We start from the raw sequence: 15,894 nt of genomic DNA, 5'->3' as shown, positions 1-15,894 counted from the left end.
TTCAGCCAGCGCGGGAATTGAGGGTCTTGGGCGAGGCGGATGGCGTCGCGGTCGGTTTCGGGGAGCTGACGCAGGCGCGCCGCGCGGTCGAGGGCGGCGCGCCTGTCAGCCGGGGTGAACTCCGGGATGATGGTGGTGACCTTCCGGGGTGAGCCGCCGAGGCGGCACGGTGGGTGGGTGGTGGTGCGTCGAGATCCATGGGGTTGTCCCTTCGGTGGTCCGGCGGGTGGGGTTGTGGGTCAGCGGATGGTGCCGGTGCCACGGCAGACGCGGCAGCGCCGCAGCCGTCCGGTCCAGGTCTTCCTTGCTCCGTCGCCCTTGCAGTACGGGCACCTCACGCGGGGCATGGGCATGGTGGTGGTCCCTTTCTGCTCAGTGGTGGGAGAAGCCGCTGATGAACCAGGTCACGAGTTCATGGACCGTGAGGCCCACGGGGGTCTGACCGACGTACAGGCCGAAGAGGCCGACGCACACGGCTTCCCAGGGGCGGACGTCGCGGGAGCGGACGAGGAGGACGGTGATGATCCCGAAGATCACCGCGAACCCGTAGGCCGTACCTTCACTGATCACTTGCTCTCTCCTTCCACTACCGCGAGAGCGCGGACGAGGGCGGGCAGTTGAGGGGTCAGCGCGCTGTACTTCCGGGCCGTCGACACAGCCTCTTCGGTGGGTGTGAGGTGGGAGCGGGCGCGGCTCCAGCCGCCATCCGGGCCGGTGCAGACAGCCACCCCGCGTTCCTCTGCGGTGATGGACTGGGCGACGGCCACGGCGTCCTTGTTGAGGTCGCCCAGGGTCATTTCGGCGGTGCCGGGGTCGTTGACGCGGTGGCAGATCCGGCCGCCGAGCTGGGCGCGCAGGGCGGTGACGCCAGGGCCGAGGTCGGAGCCGACGCGTTGCCCGGCGACGATCAGGTGCAGGCCGAGGGCGGCACCGAGCTGGGCCAGGCGGAGCAGGAGCGTGGAGCACTGCTCCGCCTCGGTCTTGCTCTCGCGGGTGCCGTCGGACAGGTATAGTTCCGCGATCTCGTCGACGATCACGACGATGGGCACCGGGCGGAGTTTCTCGGGGAGCTCCCAGACCGAGCGGACGCCGGCCGACCGGCACACGCTCATGCGGTCCCGCATGTCGGCCGCCAGCGCGAAGAGCACGGTGACCGCTTCTTTCCGGCAGGTGGCCAGCGCGCTGAGCCGGTCGGCGAACAGGCCCAGTTCCATGCCGCCCTTGCAGTCGATCCCGACCAGGGCAACCGGCTGAGCCACCAACTGGGTGATCAACCGGGCCAGCAGGGTGGATTTGCCGGAGCGGGTGGCCCCGGCGATCAGCCAGTGCGGCACGAGCCGCAGGTTCATCACCCAGGCGCCACCGGACTCCAGGACCCCGATGAGGGCCGACAGCAGCTCAGCCGGAGCCGTGGCTAAGCCGGGCCGTTGAAGCGGATCCGTGGCCGTCGCCGTCAGCAGGACGAGCCCCCGTTCCGGCGAGGTAACCCGGACCGCGTGGACCTTCCACGCGTGCACCAGCGCGTCCGCCGCCTTCATGTACGTCGCCGGGGTCTGCCCGGCGTGCAGGCGCACGGTCACCGCCAGGCCCATACGGCTGGCGCGTGGGAACGAGGCGCGCGGGATGAGCGGCCGGAGCGGGTCGCCCTTGACGACCAGGTCGCCGAGGAGCCCGCGGGGCGGGCGCCGCGACACCGACAGGTCGTTGAGCAGTGCGACCCTGCGCCAGGTCGCCACCACCCGGAAGGCGGTGGCCGGGTAGCCGGCGAGGTACCAGTGCCAGACCGGACGATGTCGGCGCACCAGGTCACCGACGACCAGCATCCAGGCCAGCACGGCGAGAGCGAACGCGATCAGGATGGGTCCCATCACGCGTCACCGCCTTTGCTCTGCACGGGGGTTCCGTGCATGGGGGTGATGGCGTCGGCGCGGAAGCTGACGCCGTGCCGGTCGCCCATCGACCACATGAACGCGGTCAGTCCGGTGACCTTGAGGATCTGGCCTTCCTCGATGCCCCTGGGCTGGCCGCTGACGGCGATTTCGATGACGGAGATCCGGCGCCCGTCCTGCCGCACGGTGACCGCCACGGTCCAGACCGGGTTGCCGTCCCGATCCCTCTTCACCTCCTGTGTCTCGCTGTTGGTGATCTTCGCTTCGGGTGCGATGGCGCACCGCAGTACGCCCAGCCGCGCCGTGTCCACGGGAATGGACTGCATTTCTTCGGCCTCCCTGGCCAGTCGAGGTGTCAGACTTGCTCTGACGTCACTTGTCCTTACGAGTGATGACTATGAAGTCCTGTACGGCGAGTGCGCAAGTACTTATGCTGACGAGTGATGTCGCACGTGCGACGTGCCTACGACCTCGACCCGCCGGAGATGCCCAGATGTCGGAGATCCAGCGCCCCGGAGCCCTTTACCAGCAGGTGGCCGCCGCCATCCGCGAAGCGATCCTGTCGGGCGAGTTCGCCCCCGACTCCCTGCTTCCGTCCGAAGCCCAGCTCATGACCCGCTACGCCGTGTCCCGACCCACCGTCCGCAATGCCATCGCAGCTCTGCGAACGGAAGGCTTGATCGATGTGCGCCACGGCAAGGGCAGCTTCGTCCGCTCTTCGGGACAGCCCACCCTCACCCTGGAGCGGCGCATCAGCCGCACCCGCGAGGGCAAGTTCGTCATGCCCACCGGCGACATCTGGCAGGAAGCCGAGGAGCCGCACACTTACCGGACCCGCACCACAAAGAGCACCGGCCGCCTGCTTCAACTCGGTGAGGAAGAGGCCCTGTTCGGGTGCGACCGGCTGCTCATCGATCCCGGCACCGGTACGCGTGCAATGCACCGGACGCTGATCCCGTTCGAGGTCGCCGAAGCCGTCCCCCTGCTCGGCGAAGAGCCGTGCAAACCGGCGGCAGCGGTCTACTGGGTACTGGCCCAGGCCGGACACAACCTGACGTGGACCGAGACGGTACGCGCGCACATGCCGCTGCCCGACGAGCGCGCCGCGCTCCAGCTCCCGGACGCGACCCCGGTCCTGCACGTCGCCCGCGTCGCGCACGATGCCGACGAGCGCCCTCTTATGCTCGAAGAGCTGCGCTTCGGGGCGGACCGTGCCGAACTCGCTTACCGGATCACCGCCGACAAGCAGCCCGCGCGACGCACCCGCCCGTGAGCTGGGCCGAGGATCGGTCGAAACAGCCTTCACTTCCTCAAGGGCGCGCCTGCGGCGCGCCGGGGCGCCCGGCCGCCCCGGCCGGGCGTGCGGCGTGCCCGCCGGTCCCGTCCGGTCGCCCGACGCCCCCGCCCACAGCGCACCCAAGAAGTCGAGGCGACGACCGGCCGCGGGGGCCGGGGTGTGGCGGGCTGGGGGTCGCCGGCTGCCGAGACTTTAGGCAGCTCCCATGGGGCGAGCCTCGAAGAACAGGGGGCCGATCGGGCTCTTGCGGGCAGGTCCAAGGACTGCCCAATCCGCTGGCGAGCGTAAGGCCCCCTGTTCACTCGCCCCATGGCAGCTACCGCCCAAAGTCTCGACGGCCGGCGACGTGCCCACGCACTCCACTCACCAGCGGAAATGCCCCTCATGCTGCACCGCCGTCGCCATCCGCACGCGCCTCCAGGAGCGCGGCGAGACGCTCCACCGCACCGGGCCAGCCGACGAAGCGCACGGCCCCGCGCCCGTCGTCGTAGGTCGAGCCGACGGCCCGTAACTCCGACAGCTCGAAGCCCGCGCCCAGAAATGCGCGGTTAAGCCGGTCGGCGCTCTCCCTCGCGTCCCGCCATCCGGCGATGTAGTCAATCCCGGACACCCAGAGCCCGAAGTCCGTGCCCGTGGCGTCGAGCCCGTCACCGATCCACTCATCACTTGCGCCAGTCACCGCGTCACTCCCGCTCTGGTAACAGATCGTCAACTCTCTTTGGCCCAGGGCGGATACGCAGCACAGCGACCCCGGTACCATCGGGCACCGGGGATCGCTGTGTCCCCTCCCGGACCACCCCGGTTGCTGCCAGGCGCGGGGGTGGTCCGGTCTCGGTATGAGGTTGTGAAGCGTGGCCCCCAGGGGCCGAGTGGGGATCCCGGCGGACAGTCCCGAGGAGCCACGCCCCGATCACCGGAAGATCTATCTCCGGCCCCCGACTGCCGCCCCTCGACGTGCGTCGCGTGCAGGTGCAGCAGCCTGGAGATCATCAGGACAAGCCGAATTCGACTCCGTCGTCAAGATCGAAGCGGCACCAGACCGTCTTGCCGCCGCCGTGCTTCGGTGTCCACCACACCGCTGCCGCCATCCGCTGGGCGAGCATCAGTCCACGGCCGGTGTCGGCCAGGACCGCCTCTGAGAACTCCGTCACCAGCTCCGGCGAGTAGAAGTCGCCCATGGGCAGCAGCGGGGGCGTCGAGTCCTCATCCGCGACCCCGATGAACAGCCACTTCGGGTAGAGCTTGAAGGTCACGTCGATGCGCCGGGCGCCGCCGGCATGGGCCCGGCAGCGGTCCGGAACCGCGTGGTTCACGACGTTGCCGACCAGTTCCGAGACAGCCAGCTGCGCGTCATACATGACGTCGTCCGGGACCGCGCCGCGGAGGAACACGGACGTCGTGTCACGCGCGATGCGCCCCGTGCTGCTGCACTCGGCGAAGAGCGTCAGCGTCAGGAAGTGCCCGACGGACGGATCCGGCGCCACGAACCAGTGGGCGTACGCGTCTAACTCGCTGAACAGGTCTTCCGAACGCCGTTCTCTCCTCGCACCCATGACACCGATCACCGGCCCTGATCACGTCTGCCGAGGCTCTCCCGGCAGGGTGACCCGAGGGTGCACCCGATGTCACAGACGTCGCTCCCCCCACTTGGGGACCCCCCTCTTGGGGACCCCGAGCCAATCGGGCACTCTCGGGGACCACTTGGGCCCCTCCACTTGAGAAGGCCCCTGGGTAGACTCGCCAGCAGGACACGGCGCGAAGATCAATTCAGAAGAGACATTTGGTCAATCACGATGGGGAAGTGAGATGACCGCAGCCGCACCGACACCGGCCGCTCTGCCGCCTCACGTTCTGGAACGCGCAGACGTGCGGTCAGCGATCGCCAACCACGACTTCGGCGAGGTCTTCAGACTCGCCAAGATCCACGGAAACGTCAGCTACGCCAAGATCTCCGAGGCCGTCGGCTACAAGCGCGAGCACATCGGCAAGATGGCCAGGCCCGAGACCGACGGCATGGGTGTCCGCCCGCGCATCACTCAGTTCCACAAGATCCTGGAAGTGGTGGACGGCCTCCGCATCCCCGGCCACCTCGCAGGACTCTCCCCACGCCCATGGGAGCTGGAACAGTCGGCCAAGACCACCCAGCCGGAGGATCCGAGCACCCTGATCGCACAGGGCGGTGCGGGCATATGGGACATCGCCGAGATGCTGCGCCGCACCGAGATGTCCAGCATCAACAGCGCCGCCCTGGAATCGATCGAAGAGGGCATCAACCAACTCGCCCGCGCCTACCCCTACGCGAACGCCGACTATCTCCACGAGCGCACCCGCAACGGACTGCACTACGTCACCAAGCAGCTCGAAGGCCGAGTGACCCTGCGCCAGCACCGGGAACTACTCGTCGACGCCGGCTGGCTGTTCCTGCTCAACGCGTGCGTCCAGTACGACCGGGGCCAGCGCGAGGCCGCCAACCTCAGCAAGGCCGCAGCACTCCGGATCGGCGAGGAAGCCGGACACGGCGAGATCAAGGCATGGGCATGGGAGATCGAGGCCTGGTTCGCCCTCACCCAAAGCCGCTGGCAAGACATGCTCAACGCCGTTGAGGCCGGACACATGGCCGACCAGACTCACTCCGTCGGCGTCCAGCTCTACGCCCACAAAGCCCGCGCCGCCGCCCGCATGGGAGACGCCCGACTGGTCCGCGACTCCCTCGACGCCGGCCGCGCCCGCCTGGACCGACTCCCCAGGCCCGACCACCCCGAACACCACTTCATCATCGACCCCGACAAGTGGGACTTCTACGAGATGGACGCCTACCGCCTCCTCGGAGACGACGAACGCGCCGCATCCCACGCCCGATCGGTCATCCGCATCAGCACCGGTCCCGACGGCACCGAGATCTCCCCCATGCGCGCCGCAGAAGCCCGCCTCACCCTCGGAGTCGCCGCCGCCCGCATGGGCGAAATCGAAGAAGCCATCGGCATGGGCACCACAGCACTCGAAGCCGACCGCAAGTCCCTCCCGTCGCTGCTTTTAGTCGCTGACGAGTTGGACAAGGAACTACGCGCCAGATACCCGCGCGAAGCCGCCACACGCGACTTCCACGAGCAGGTCATGACCATCAAGCGAGGTGCCGTAAGGCCCGAACTTCCCTTCTGAGGCACTCATGCAGACGTGCGCCCTGTTCCTGTGACAGAGCCATGTCAGCTAACCCCTTATGGTCGGCATTTGAAAAATCGGACTGATCAATCATGCGGACCAAGAAACTTTACGTCGAGCGCCTCAACCTTTGCGTCACTCAGAAGCACCGGTTGCTGACATACCACAATCGTACCCTGCGGCTTCAGCGCAAACTTGCTCGGATCTTCTATTGATTCCCATGAATCATCACGCCGTACGGGAATTGCACTCTCGGGAAGATGTGAAGCGATAAACGCCTGACCGTCTAGATAATCGACAACCCCACGACACTCGTCCGGTTCGAATTTTCCAAGCCACGTGTGTGACTCGACGACATATTCGATCCCGTACCTCCCGACTGGGCGCAGGCGGGGACTCCCCCCGACGTCGACTACGAATGCCTCGACTTGCTGGTTGAAAGTCAACATATGAGGCACATCTATCCTGCGATCTGCATCAGAACGGTTCCAGTACCGTTCAAATGTCGACAGAGGATTAGCGATGGTAACGCCACCGTCCGTGGTTACCTGCAAGCCTCTCGGATCGTCAGTAATAAAGCTATCCCCAACCTCGAACGCGGCGACTCCTACCACGCGCACAAGAGGTGTCAATTCCGTCCAGATAATAGGAATTTTCAACTCAAGGGACCAATTTAGAGACTGTGCATCATGGATATTTAGCAGCGAAATGCCACACGCTCTCGCATATCTGTGAATACTTTTGGCAAATCCCCCGCTGCATACGAGGGCTCCATAGTTGGCCTCGACGTCCCCCATCACGCCGGTCAGGGCGTCTATGCGCTCAATTGTCGCCGGCCGCTTGTAATCTTTGGCATCGAGTACCCCTAGAAAGTCCGGATCAAATCGCCGAATTGAGACATCGATTTGACGCCTAATACCCGATCGCTTCCCAATGATGTGGTCGTTCCAAGTGACCTGAGCGGTTTTCTCTAGTTCGCCGACGATCTTCGCTGTGAGCTGCTCGAATTCGACTGACTTGACCGTCATGTTTCCCGATTCGACGTTCCCTATATTGACTTTGAGCCCGTATCGCAGTGTCCACAATCAGAACTCTCAATGCCATTTATGCCTGCGCAGACAGGGCATGACCAGTAGTCGGCGCCAGCCTCCGTATAAGCGGAGTCATCAACCACCGTGTACCAGCGAACTGTGGCATCTTCATCAGAAAGCAACAACTGACGCAGGTGGGAGAGTCCTGGTTCATCTGATGCCATCATAGACACGGCCATCGCGACGCCACACCTGATGACCGGATTTCCCGACTCGTACATCTGACCAGCTGCCTGCACCGGATCCGGTGAACTAAGAATTAGTGCAGCAGTTGTTAGCCTTCCACGGTCGGAAGGTAGATCGTTCGATAGTTGCGCAAGGTGCGGCAAAGCACGAACGTCCGCGAGATTACATAGAAGCATCGCAGCGGTCGAGGCCATCCAGTCGGATCGCGCTTCGCTAATGATTGACACCAGGGTCCGAATGTCATCTGTGCTCGCGGCGAGTGGCTCTGGATCCGGATGATTCAGCGAAGTGAAGAGGAAGTCATACGTATACAGCCTCAATTCTGCCTCATCATCCAGTACCTGAATTGCTTGCTGGGCACACGCAGAGGAGTCAATACCACATACGTTGGCGAAAGTGCCTAGCCATAGAGCGAGGTGCTCGGAATCAAAGTCAATCGCGAAGCGGTAATCTTGTATGCCGACCTCCGCAATGCCGATAGTTTCAAAAAGGGCGACCAGGTCTGGCATCCGCCAGCTTCTATCTGTGCAGGCTGGGGGCGCAGGGATGCCGAGTTTGGATATTTGCGAAATCGGCTCTAGAATGCCGTCCCAGAAGTCGTCATCCCCAAAAGCTTCCTGCAATTGCTTGAAAGCCTTGGATGATGTCCAGGTACCTTCAATCTCAACCCCTGCAAGTCTGAGCGGTCGGGCTATTTCAAAATATTTTGATGCCGGTCCACTTTTCGCGAGAGTCTTAAGATGCCCATAAACACTAGGCCCCAGTTCGTCTAGGTACTTAACCGCTAGCAGCCCAGCAGAATAGTGCCCAGATAGTTGAGTTACAGGGCGGGAGGTGATCCGGAAGGATCGCCTTGATACCTGCAATACCCCTCCATCCTCGTGTGCCAACTCTTCCTGAAACAGTGTTCGAACTGCATGCGCTTGAACCGGGGTAAGAGGTGCACCATCTGTGCCGGCATCTGTGAGGGCCGTTAGGGCGCTTAGCACATTCCTCTTATATGTATCGATCTCGAGCTTCGCGAACCTAGTATCTCGCACGGGCCGAAGTTCGCTAGGTATAGGAACTTGAGCAAGATGCGAAATCTGCTTCCACCCCGGTCCGTCAAATTCAAGCTGCCGATTGACCCGCTCGTACCTGAGTCGGCCGGTTTTCCCCGCGCCCGAAGGCTCGTCGGTCATCTGATTTGCGGAAACTTCACCTGTGAGAAATGCGGAATAAATATCGCAAGCCATCTCGATCAAAATCTTTAGGCGAGTTATCGGAAGCGTGATCTCGTTCTCCTGCGAAAGGAGTAGCCACGACATCACCTGCAGTTTGGAGTTGATGTCTTCCTCGCGCGACAGGACATCTAGTAGCGCTTCTGCAACCTCAGGAGACAGACCCGCAGCCAAAACAACGGCTTCCTGCATTCCGCTATCGCGAACCATTTCAGTCAGCCACAAGATGACATCCTGTTTTTCTTGCTGCGAAGCCCATATCGCTTCTGCTATTTCGATGAACTGCCGACTTCGAGCGGATGTGGCTCGACCGCTATCGATTGCAACGAAAACGCCAACGTTCTGATCCCAAAACCATCTGATATCCGGTGCTACGAATTCCGCCTCTCCCCTAGGTGCCGCCCATCTTTTACTTAGCATTGAAAGCAGTGCTAGATCAACGTCTGCCGAACTGCTGGACGAGGCATGATTGATCGCGTGCCCGATCGTCGCAAATCCATCCAACAACTTCGCAGAATTCAGTTTGTCATTCCATCCGCCCGGGGGCTCTATCCCGCGGCCCAACTCCCACTTGCGTATGCTCGTTTGAATCACCAGGTAAAGGATTTTAGCCCTGTTTGCCGGCAATGAGGCATTGTCTGTCGTCGCAGATAGAAGTGTCAACATGGTCGCGAGGAGGGGAACACTCCAGATGTCTGGGTGCTGCGCTTTGGAAGCTGAAAGGTTTCGCTTCTTCTCGGCTAGCCAAAACTCACGCTCATCTTCTGGAATACGCAGATCGGCAATGGCTGATAGAAGTCTCGCCATATTCGTTTCCAGGAATGCAGGCTCTGTAAGTCGAGCCGTGGGAAGGTTCAGCTTCTGCGCGGCAAGTAGTGAACTTTCCCGACCCGTCACGATGACAGCATTACAGCCATGCAGTCTTCCGATAATTTGCTGGATTCCAATGGAGACTACGCCCGCCAGGGATCTACACTCGTCCAGGCCGTCCATGATGATAGCCGCAGAGCCGTTTCCAATGCTTTCCAGCATGGCACGCTTCAATAGAATCTTTTGTTCGGAGCTCCTGCCGCTGATCGCTACATCTATAAGCAGATCCAATGTGACGTCTGTCGGTTCGATCACATTTTCAGCCACCCTCTTGAGGGACACAACGATGGGGAGGGGTGCACCAGGTTGGTCGGCCCAGTGTGCTGCAATTTGGCGTACAGCTACGGACTTCCCAGACCCGGGCAAGCCTACAAGGAAAAACCGTCGCCATCGGCGCGCAATGGAAATAAGAAGTCTATTTTCGCCTGCCCCCTCCTTGTTGCCCGTAATAGAAGCTTGAAAAGTTCGAGCGAGATCGGGGACTTCGAGGACAGGTAGATCATCGGCTAGCAGGGAGTAATGGAGTTTATCCGCTAGCTTTTTAGTTTCTTTGAGGAACTCGGATCGAGCCGCAACCTCTGCGGCCTCCTGCTGGCCGGGCGATCCGCTGGCGTTAGGTCTGGGTTGCAATCCTCCTGCTTGGAACCAACGTATCCAGTCTTTTACGGTCGATCCAACTCCAGTTGCGGCACCCTCCTGGAAATTCCGCTGCAAGATCTTCACTGCCACGATACCGAACCCGCGCTCAACGACAACTCCATCAAGTAGCGCTACTGCAATATCGAAATGACTGTCACCTTCCTTCTCCGTCCGAGCTTCAATGCAGTATGCCTGCTTTATAAGTTTGTCCTTATCTCGAATTTCAATACTTTCCGGCATTCGGGCAGATAGCACATTAAGGGCTTCTATCATTTGCTGGGTGGGCGACCTTGGGAAATCTGCACGGTTATTATCCAAAGCCTCTTTGAGGTGCTTGATTGGACCTTTCGGGTTCCTGACTACGATCGCGATTCTGTCGCCATCACCAAGACTAGAGAGCTGTCGTACCCATTGATCGACGGTGGCCACTAGATGCTTATCGTTCCCACAAGTCCTTTTGGCTTGAATTACGGCATAGCTTCCGTCAGCCATATTGCATCTAATGTCATCAACTGCATCTTCGGTCTCAAACTGCAGGGAGGACACAGTGACATTTCCGTGATCGGTCCCAAAAAAGGGCAGTGATATACCTCGCAAGCCATAAGCCGCCAATAGGGCGGCAAAGCCGCTTCGGTGAAGACTTCCAGCTTCATTAGCCCGGCCGCCACTGGTTGCCACGACGCCCCCGTTAAGTGCTCTATTCGGTGTGCTGACCGTTACCCAGGCTCATTCTTGCAGAGATCACGGTCTTGAACAGCGGTAAGCGGTTGACTGGGGGGCGGAAACCTCACAGAGAGCGGTGTGATCAAGGCGTCGACCGCCGCTGCAGAAGCCAGCGAACTCTGGGCAAGTTTCGTGCACCACGACGGTGTGTGGGATCGCGTTGCCGAATCAGCCTTGGCTAGGCGTCCTGCTGTGAGTGTTATTAAAAGATCTGCGAACGCGGCTTGACATGGGTCAAACCGTCGTTCCTACGGCTTGCTGCCGCCCGAGAGAGGAACGACGGCTTGACCCACGTCACTCGGTCGTGCTTCCACTAGCGAGGCGGACACAGCCCGCAGTCGATGCAGGAGGAACCGCGTGCTCACCGGTTGAGCTGCCGTTGCTCAGAGCGCACGGTGACACAGGACATGCGGGATGACCTCATGCAACCTTCCGACCAGCGAAGTTATTACCGCATCAGCAAGAGTTGACTGACGACTCGCGCAGCGCGGCGACCGGGGCGAGTTCGGCGCGGGTCTGGGCCCACAGGACCAGTCCGTAGGCGAGGACGGACAGCAGGGCTCCGAAGAGCCCCAGGGCCGCGAACGGGCGGGCCGCGGTGAGCAGTTCGCCGCGTCTGCGGTACAGCGCGTACGCCGGGATCACGAGGCCCTGGAGGGCCGTCAGCCAGGCGATGTAACCCACCGGGGATCCCGAGGCCCGTACCCCGAGGCCGTCCAGGACGGTGTACGCGGCGATCGTCAGGCCGGTGGCGAGGGCGGCCCCGATCGCCGTCCGGTCGGGGCGGCGGCCGCGCAGCCCCCACAGGGCGACCCCGGTGAGCCCGGCGCAGCACACGGCGATGCCCGCGGCCGCCGGGGCGTCGGGCACCTCGTGCGCGAACACGGCGGCGAACAGCGTGACCAGCAGCGGGGCGGTGCCGCGCGCGATCGGGTAGGCCTGCCCGAAGTCACCGAGCCGGAAGGAGAGCATCAGCAGCGCGAAGTAGGCGACATGGACGACCGCGGAGGCGGTCAGGTACGGCCATGCGCCGGCCGCCGGTACGGCGGAGAACGGCATCAGCAGCAGGCCGATCAGCACGCCCCCGCCGGCAATCAGCGAGGAGCCGACGAGCTTGTCGGTGATCCGGTGGGCGATGGCGTTCCAACTGGCGTGCGTGACCGCGGCGAACAGGACGGCCGCGGTGACCAGTGGGGTCACGCGGTGGGCTCGCGCACGTCCACGACGGTGGCGCCGGCGTGTGCCACCAGGGCGGCGGGCGCGATCGGGAAGACGGCGTGGGGGTTGCCGGCGGCGGCCCACACCACGTCGTGGCGGAGCAGCTCCCGGTCGGCGAGCACGCGCGTGCGCGTGCGGTGCCCGAAGGGCGGCACGCCGCCGATGGCGTACCCGGTCGTCTCGCGTACGACGTCCGCCCTGGCCCGGGTCACCTGCCCGGCGCCGAGTTCCTTGCGGACCAGTTCCAGGTCGACCCGGGAGGCGCCGTCCATCAGCACCAGCACCGGCACCCCGTCGGCCGCGAAGATCAGCGACTTGCAGATCTCGCCCAGCTCGCACCCGACCGCCGCGGCGGCCTCGGCCGCGGTCCGGGTGGCGTCCGGGAACCGCCGGATCCGCGAGGCGAGTGTCCCGAGGCCCAGTTCCTCCAGGGCGGCGGCGAAGCGGGGATGGGCGCCGGAGTCCCCGGCGTCGGCGTCAGTGGCGGCTGTCGTCATGGGGGCACGCTAACGGGACGGGGGAAGGCCCGGCGAGTGGTTAAGCGCGGGGCGCACGACGAAGCCGGTGAGGGCGCCCCGTCCCCACGGACCCTCACCGGCGGTCTGTCACGAGCCGTACGTCAGGCGCGTACGAGCTCCCGGTCCTCGTCGTCCCTGCCGGCGTCGTCGGACAGGGTGCGCAGGCCCTCGCCCTCGACGTCGACGTTGGGCAGCAGCCGGTCCAGCCACTTCGGCAGCCACCAGGCGCTCCTGCCGAGCAGGGCGAGCACCGCCGGGACGATCGCCATGCGGACGACGAACGCGTCGAAGAAGACGGCGATGGCGAGGCCGAACCCGATCATCTTGATCATGGATTCGCTGGAGGTGATGAAGCCTCCGAAGACGGAGATCATGATGATCGCGGCGGCGGCCACCACCCGCGCGCTGTGCCGGAAGCCGGTCACCACGGCCTGGCCGGGCGTCTCGCCGTGGACGTACGCCTCGCGCATCCGGGTCACGAGGAACACCTCGTAGTCCATGGCGAGACCGAAGACCACGCCCACCATGAAGATCGGCATCATCGACATGATCGGGCCGGTCTGCTCGACGCCGAGCAGGCCGCCGAGCCAGCCCCACTGGAAGACCGCGACGACGGCGCCGAGCGCGGCGAGCACGCTGAGCAGGAAGCCGAGAGCCGCCTTCAGCGGGACCAGGACGGAGCGGAAGACCGCGATCAGCAGGAGGAAGGCGAGGCCGACCACCAGCGCCAGGTACGGGACCAGCGCGTCGTTGAGCTTCTGCGAGAAGTCGATGTTCATCGCGGTGGTGCCGGTGACGAGGACCTGGGCGCCGGTGTCCGCCCTGACGTCGGTGCCCTGGTCGCGGATGGCGTGCACCAGGTCCTCGGTCTGCACGGAGGAGGGCTTGGAGTCCGGGACGACCGTGATCGTCGCGGTGTCGCCGGCCTTGTTGAACGCCGCCGGGGTCACCGTGGCGACGTCCTTCAGGCTCTTGATCTCGTGGGCCACCTTGGTGGCCGCGGCCTTGGGCGCGTCGCTGTCCTTGGCGTCGACCACGATCATCAGGGGCCCGTTGAAGCCGGGGCCGAAGCCCTCCGACAGCAGGTCGTAGGCCCGGCGCTGGGTGGTCGACGTGGGCTGCGAGCTGTCGTCGGGCAGGCCCAGTTCCAGCTGGGTGGCCGGGAGCGCGACGGCGCCCAGTCCGACCACGCCGAGCAGCAGCACGGCCGCCGGGCGGCGGACCACGAAGCTCGCCCAGCGGGCGCCCAGGCCGGGCTTGTCCTGGCGGGCGGCACCGGCACGCGTCCGGCGCTTCTCGCCCGCGGCCCGGACCCGCCGCCCCGCGTAACCGAGCATCGCCGGGATCATGGTCAGCGCGATGAGGACGGAGACCACGACCGTGCCCGCCGCGGCGAGGCCCATCTTCGTCAGCATCGGCACGCCGACGACCGAGAGACCCGCCAGCGCGATCACGACCGTGAGGCCGGCGAAGACCACCGCCGAGCCGGCCGTGCCGGCGGCGCGGCCGACCGCCTCCTCGCGGTCGCGGCCCTCGGCGAGCTCGCCGCGGTAGCGGGAGACGATGAACAGCGCGTAGTCGATGCCGACGGCGAGACCGATCATCAGCGCCAGCGTGGACGTGGTGTCACCGAGGTCGAGCGCCTTGGCGAGGACGGTGATGGTGGAGACACCGATACCGACGCCGATGACCGCCGTCAGCAGCGGCAGTCCGGCCGCGACCAGTGAGCCCAGGGTGATGACGAGGACGACGGCGGCGATGGCGAGGCCGATGGCCTCACCGGCGCCTCCCGCGTCGGCCCCGGTCTGGAGCGCGTCGCCGCCGACCTCGACGGTCAGCCCGGCGTCGCGCGCCTGCTGGGCGGCGTCCTCCAGGGCGGTACGGGAGGAGTCCTTCAGCTCGGTGCCGGAGACCTCGTACCGCACCGAGGCGTAGGCGACGGTCCCGCCCTTGTTGACGGTGTTCGCCTGGTAGGGATCGGCGACGGAGACGACCTCGGAACCGTCGGCCAGTTCCTTCACGGTCTTCTCGACGGTCGCCTTGTTGAGCTTGTCCGTCATCTTCTCGCCGGCCGGCGCCTTGAAGACCACGCGTGCGGTGGCACCGTCCGAGCTGGAGCCGGGGAAACGCTGGTCCAGCAGGTCGAAGGCCTTCTGGGCCTCGGTTCCGGGGATGGAGAAGGAGGTGCTTCCGGCGGCGGGTGCGTTGGCCGCGCCGACGCCGGCCAGCGTCAGCAGCGCCACCCATATGAGGGCGACGAAGTGCCGCCGCCGAAAGGCGAACCGGCCCAGTTTGTAGAGGAACGTGGCCACGAGGGCGTACTCCAGGTCAGGTCGTGGGGTTTTCGGGGCAGGGGTGATCGGCCCGGTGGGGAGCAGGCGTGATCGGCCCGACGACGTGAGCGGAGACGTCAGGTGGGCAGGCTGCGGGGAGGTGTCAGGAGGCCGGTGCGCAGAGGGCGGGGAGCACCACGGCGTCGATGTACGACAGCAGGAAGGTCTGGGTGGGCGGCTGCTCGTCGATCAACGAGCGGGCGGCGAATCCACCGATCATCATGTGCATCACGAAGTCGATCGCCGGGTTGTCGGCACGGACCTCGCCCCGGTCGATCGCCCGTTGCAGTACCTGGCGGAACCCTGCCATCTCGGGCTCGATCAGGTGCTCCTTGAACGCCCGCAGGAGGTCCGGGTTGCCGTGGATCGCCATGGCGAGGCCCCGCATCAGCGCGGAACTCTGCTCCATCTCGCAGTCGTCCGAGCGCATGGTGAGGGCGTGCAGGTCACCGCGGAGCGAGCCGGTGTCGGTCTCGTCGATCGCGGCACCCGGCTTCTGGTACCGCACCGCCTTGGCCACCAGCTCGGCCTTCCCGCCCCACTGGCGGTAGAGGGTGGCCTTGCTGGACTTGGTGCGGGCGGCGACGGCGTCCATGGTGAGGGCGTCGTAGCCGACCTCGCGGAGCAGGTCGAGCACGGCCTCGTAGAGCTCGGCCTCACGCTCGGGCGTGATCCGACTGCGACGCGCCGTTGCGACCTCAGTCATGCCACTCACCCTTCACTGCTCCATCGGCATCTTCGTGTGTACGTC

Annotated in this window: 13 protein-coding genes; 2 read left to right on the top strand and 11 right to left on the bottom strand. The window is 64.6% G+C overall.

Annotated features, from left to right (window positions below):
* Window positions 1-372: 372 nt before the first annotated feature.
* The 3 genes from IEZ11_RS22085 to IEZ11_RS22075 are packed head-to-tail and all read right to left on the bottom strand — an operon-like array spanning window position 373 to window position 2,215.
* On the bottom strand, window positions 373-570 hold the full coding sequence (locus IEZ11_RS22085; protein ID WP_189264543.1) for a hypothetical protein: 198 nt from the start codon (window positions 568-570) through the stop codon (window positions 373-375).
* Window positions 567-1,868, bottom strand: a complete 1,302-nt coding sequence (locus tag IEZ11_RS22080) for an FtsK/SpoIIIE domain-containing protein (RefSeq protein WP_189264542.1) — start codon at window positions 1,866-1,868, stop codon at window positions 567-569. The genes IEZ11_RS22085 and IEZ11_RS22080 overlap by 4 nt, the downstream gene beginning before the upstream one ends.
* Window positions 1,868-2,215, bottom strand: a complete 348-nt coding sequence (locus IEZ11_RS22075) for an SCO3933 family regulatory protein (protein WP_189264541.1) — start codon at window positions 2,213-2,215, stop codon at window positions 1,868-1,870. The genes IEZ11_RS22080 and IEZ11_RS22075 overlap by 1 nt, the downstream gene beginning before the upstream one ends.
* 167 nt (window positions 2,216-2,382) lie before the next feature.
* Between IEZ11_RS22075 and IEZ11_RS22070 the strand changes: the two genes are divergently transcribed.
* Complete coding sequence (locus tag IEZ11_RS22070) at window positions 2,383-3,162, top strand: GntR family transcriptional regulator (protein ID WP_189264540.1); 780 nt, start codon at window positions 2,383-2,385, stop codon at window positions 3,160-3,162.
* Window positions 3,163-3,568: 406 nt separating this feature from the next.
* On the opposite strand, the gene IEZ11_RS22065 is transcribed toward IEZ11_RS22070, so the two are convergent.
* Both IEZ11_RS22065 and IEZ11_RS22060 read right to left on the bottom strand, forming a co-directional pair.
* Complete coding sequence (locus IEZ11_RS22065) at window positions 3,569-3,865, bottom strand: hypothetical protein (protein WP_189264539.1); 297 nt, start codon at window positions 3,863-3,865, stop codon at window positions 3,569-3,571.
* Window positions 3,866-4,175: 310 nt separating this feature from the next.
* Window positions 4,176-4,739, bottom strand: coding sequence for an ATP-binding protein (locus tag IEZ11_RS22060; RefSeq protein WP_189264538.1), 564 nt, complete (start codon window positions 4,737-4,739; stop codon window positions 4,176-4,178).
* 313 nt (window positions 4,740-5,052) lie between these two features.
* On the opposite strand from IEZ11_RS22060, the gene IEZ11_RS22055 reads away from it, so the two are divergent.
* Entirely contained in the window at window positions 5,053-6,345 is a 1,293-nt protein-coding gene (locus tag IEZ11_RS22055) for an NsdA family TPR-like regulatory protein (RefSeq protein WP_229713280.1), read from the top strand.
* Between the two features lie 86 nt (window positions 6,346-6,431).
* Here the strand turns inward: IEZ11_RS22055 and IEZ11_RS22050 are convergent, their stop codons facing one another.
* From IEZ11_RS22050 to IEZ11_RS22025, 6 genes are all read right to left on the bottom strand, one after another.
* Window positions 6,432-7,373 (bottom strand): restriction endonuclease, encoded by a 942-nt coding sequence (locus IEZ11_RS22050; RefSeq protein ID WP_189264536.1) that lies wholly within the window; start codon window positions 7,371-7,373, stop codon window positions 6,432-6,434.
* A 20-nt stretch (window positions 7,374-7,393) separates the two neighbouring features.
* On the bottom strand, window positions 7,394-11,029 hold the full coding sequence (locus tag IEZ11_RS22045) for an NACHT domain-containing protein (protein WP_189264535.1): 3,636 nt from the start codon (window positions 11,027-11,029) through the stop codon (window positions 7,394-7,396).
* A 501-nt stretch (window positions 11,030-11,530) separates the two neighbouring features.
* Window positions 11,531-12,274 (bottom strand): DMT family transporter, encoded by a 744-nt coding sequence (locus IEZ11_RS22040; protein ID WP_189264534.1) that lies wholly within the window; start codon window positions 12,272-12,274, stop codon window positions 11,531-11,533.
* The gene (locus IEZ11_RS22035; RefSeq protein WP_189264533.1) at window positions 12,271-12,789 is read right to left on the bottom strand and encodes a YbaK/EbsC family protein; all 519 of its coding nucleotides are present in this window, start codon (window positions 12,787-12,789) and stop codon (window positions 12,271-12,273) included. Before IEZ11_RS22035 ends, IEZ11_RS22040 begins: the two co-directional genes overlap by 4 nt.
* A gap of 122 nt (window positions 12,790-12,911) precedes the next feature.
* Window positions 12,912-15,122, bottom strand: a complete 2,211-nt coding sequence (locus IEZ11_RS22030; protein ID WP_189264532.1) for an MMPL family transporter — start codon at window positions 15,120-15,122, stop codon at window positions 12,912-12,914.
* A 124-nt stretch (window positions 15,123-15,246) separates the two neighbouring features.
* Complete coding sequence (locus IEZ11_RS22025) at window positions 15,247-15,849, bottom strand: TetR/AcrR family transcriptional regulator (protein WP_189264531.1); 603 nt, start codon at window positions 15,847-15,849, stop codon at window positions 15,247-15,249.
* Window positions 15,850-15,894 lie beyond the last annotated feature (45 nt).

The organism is Streptomyces fuscichromogenes (genome assembly GCF_014645815.1).
GTDB classification, from domain to species: Bacteria; Actinomycetota; Actinomycetes; order Streptomycetales; family Streptomycetaceae; genus Streptomyces; species Streptomyces fuscichromogenes.
This window is presented reverse-complemented; position numbering and strand designations above follow the sequence as displayed.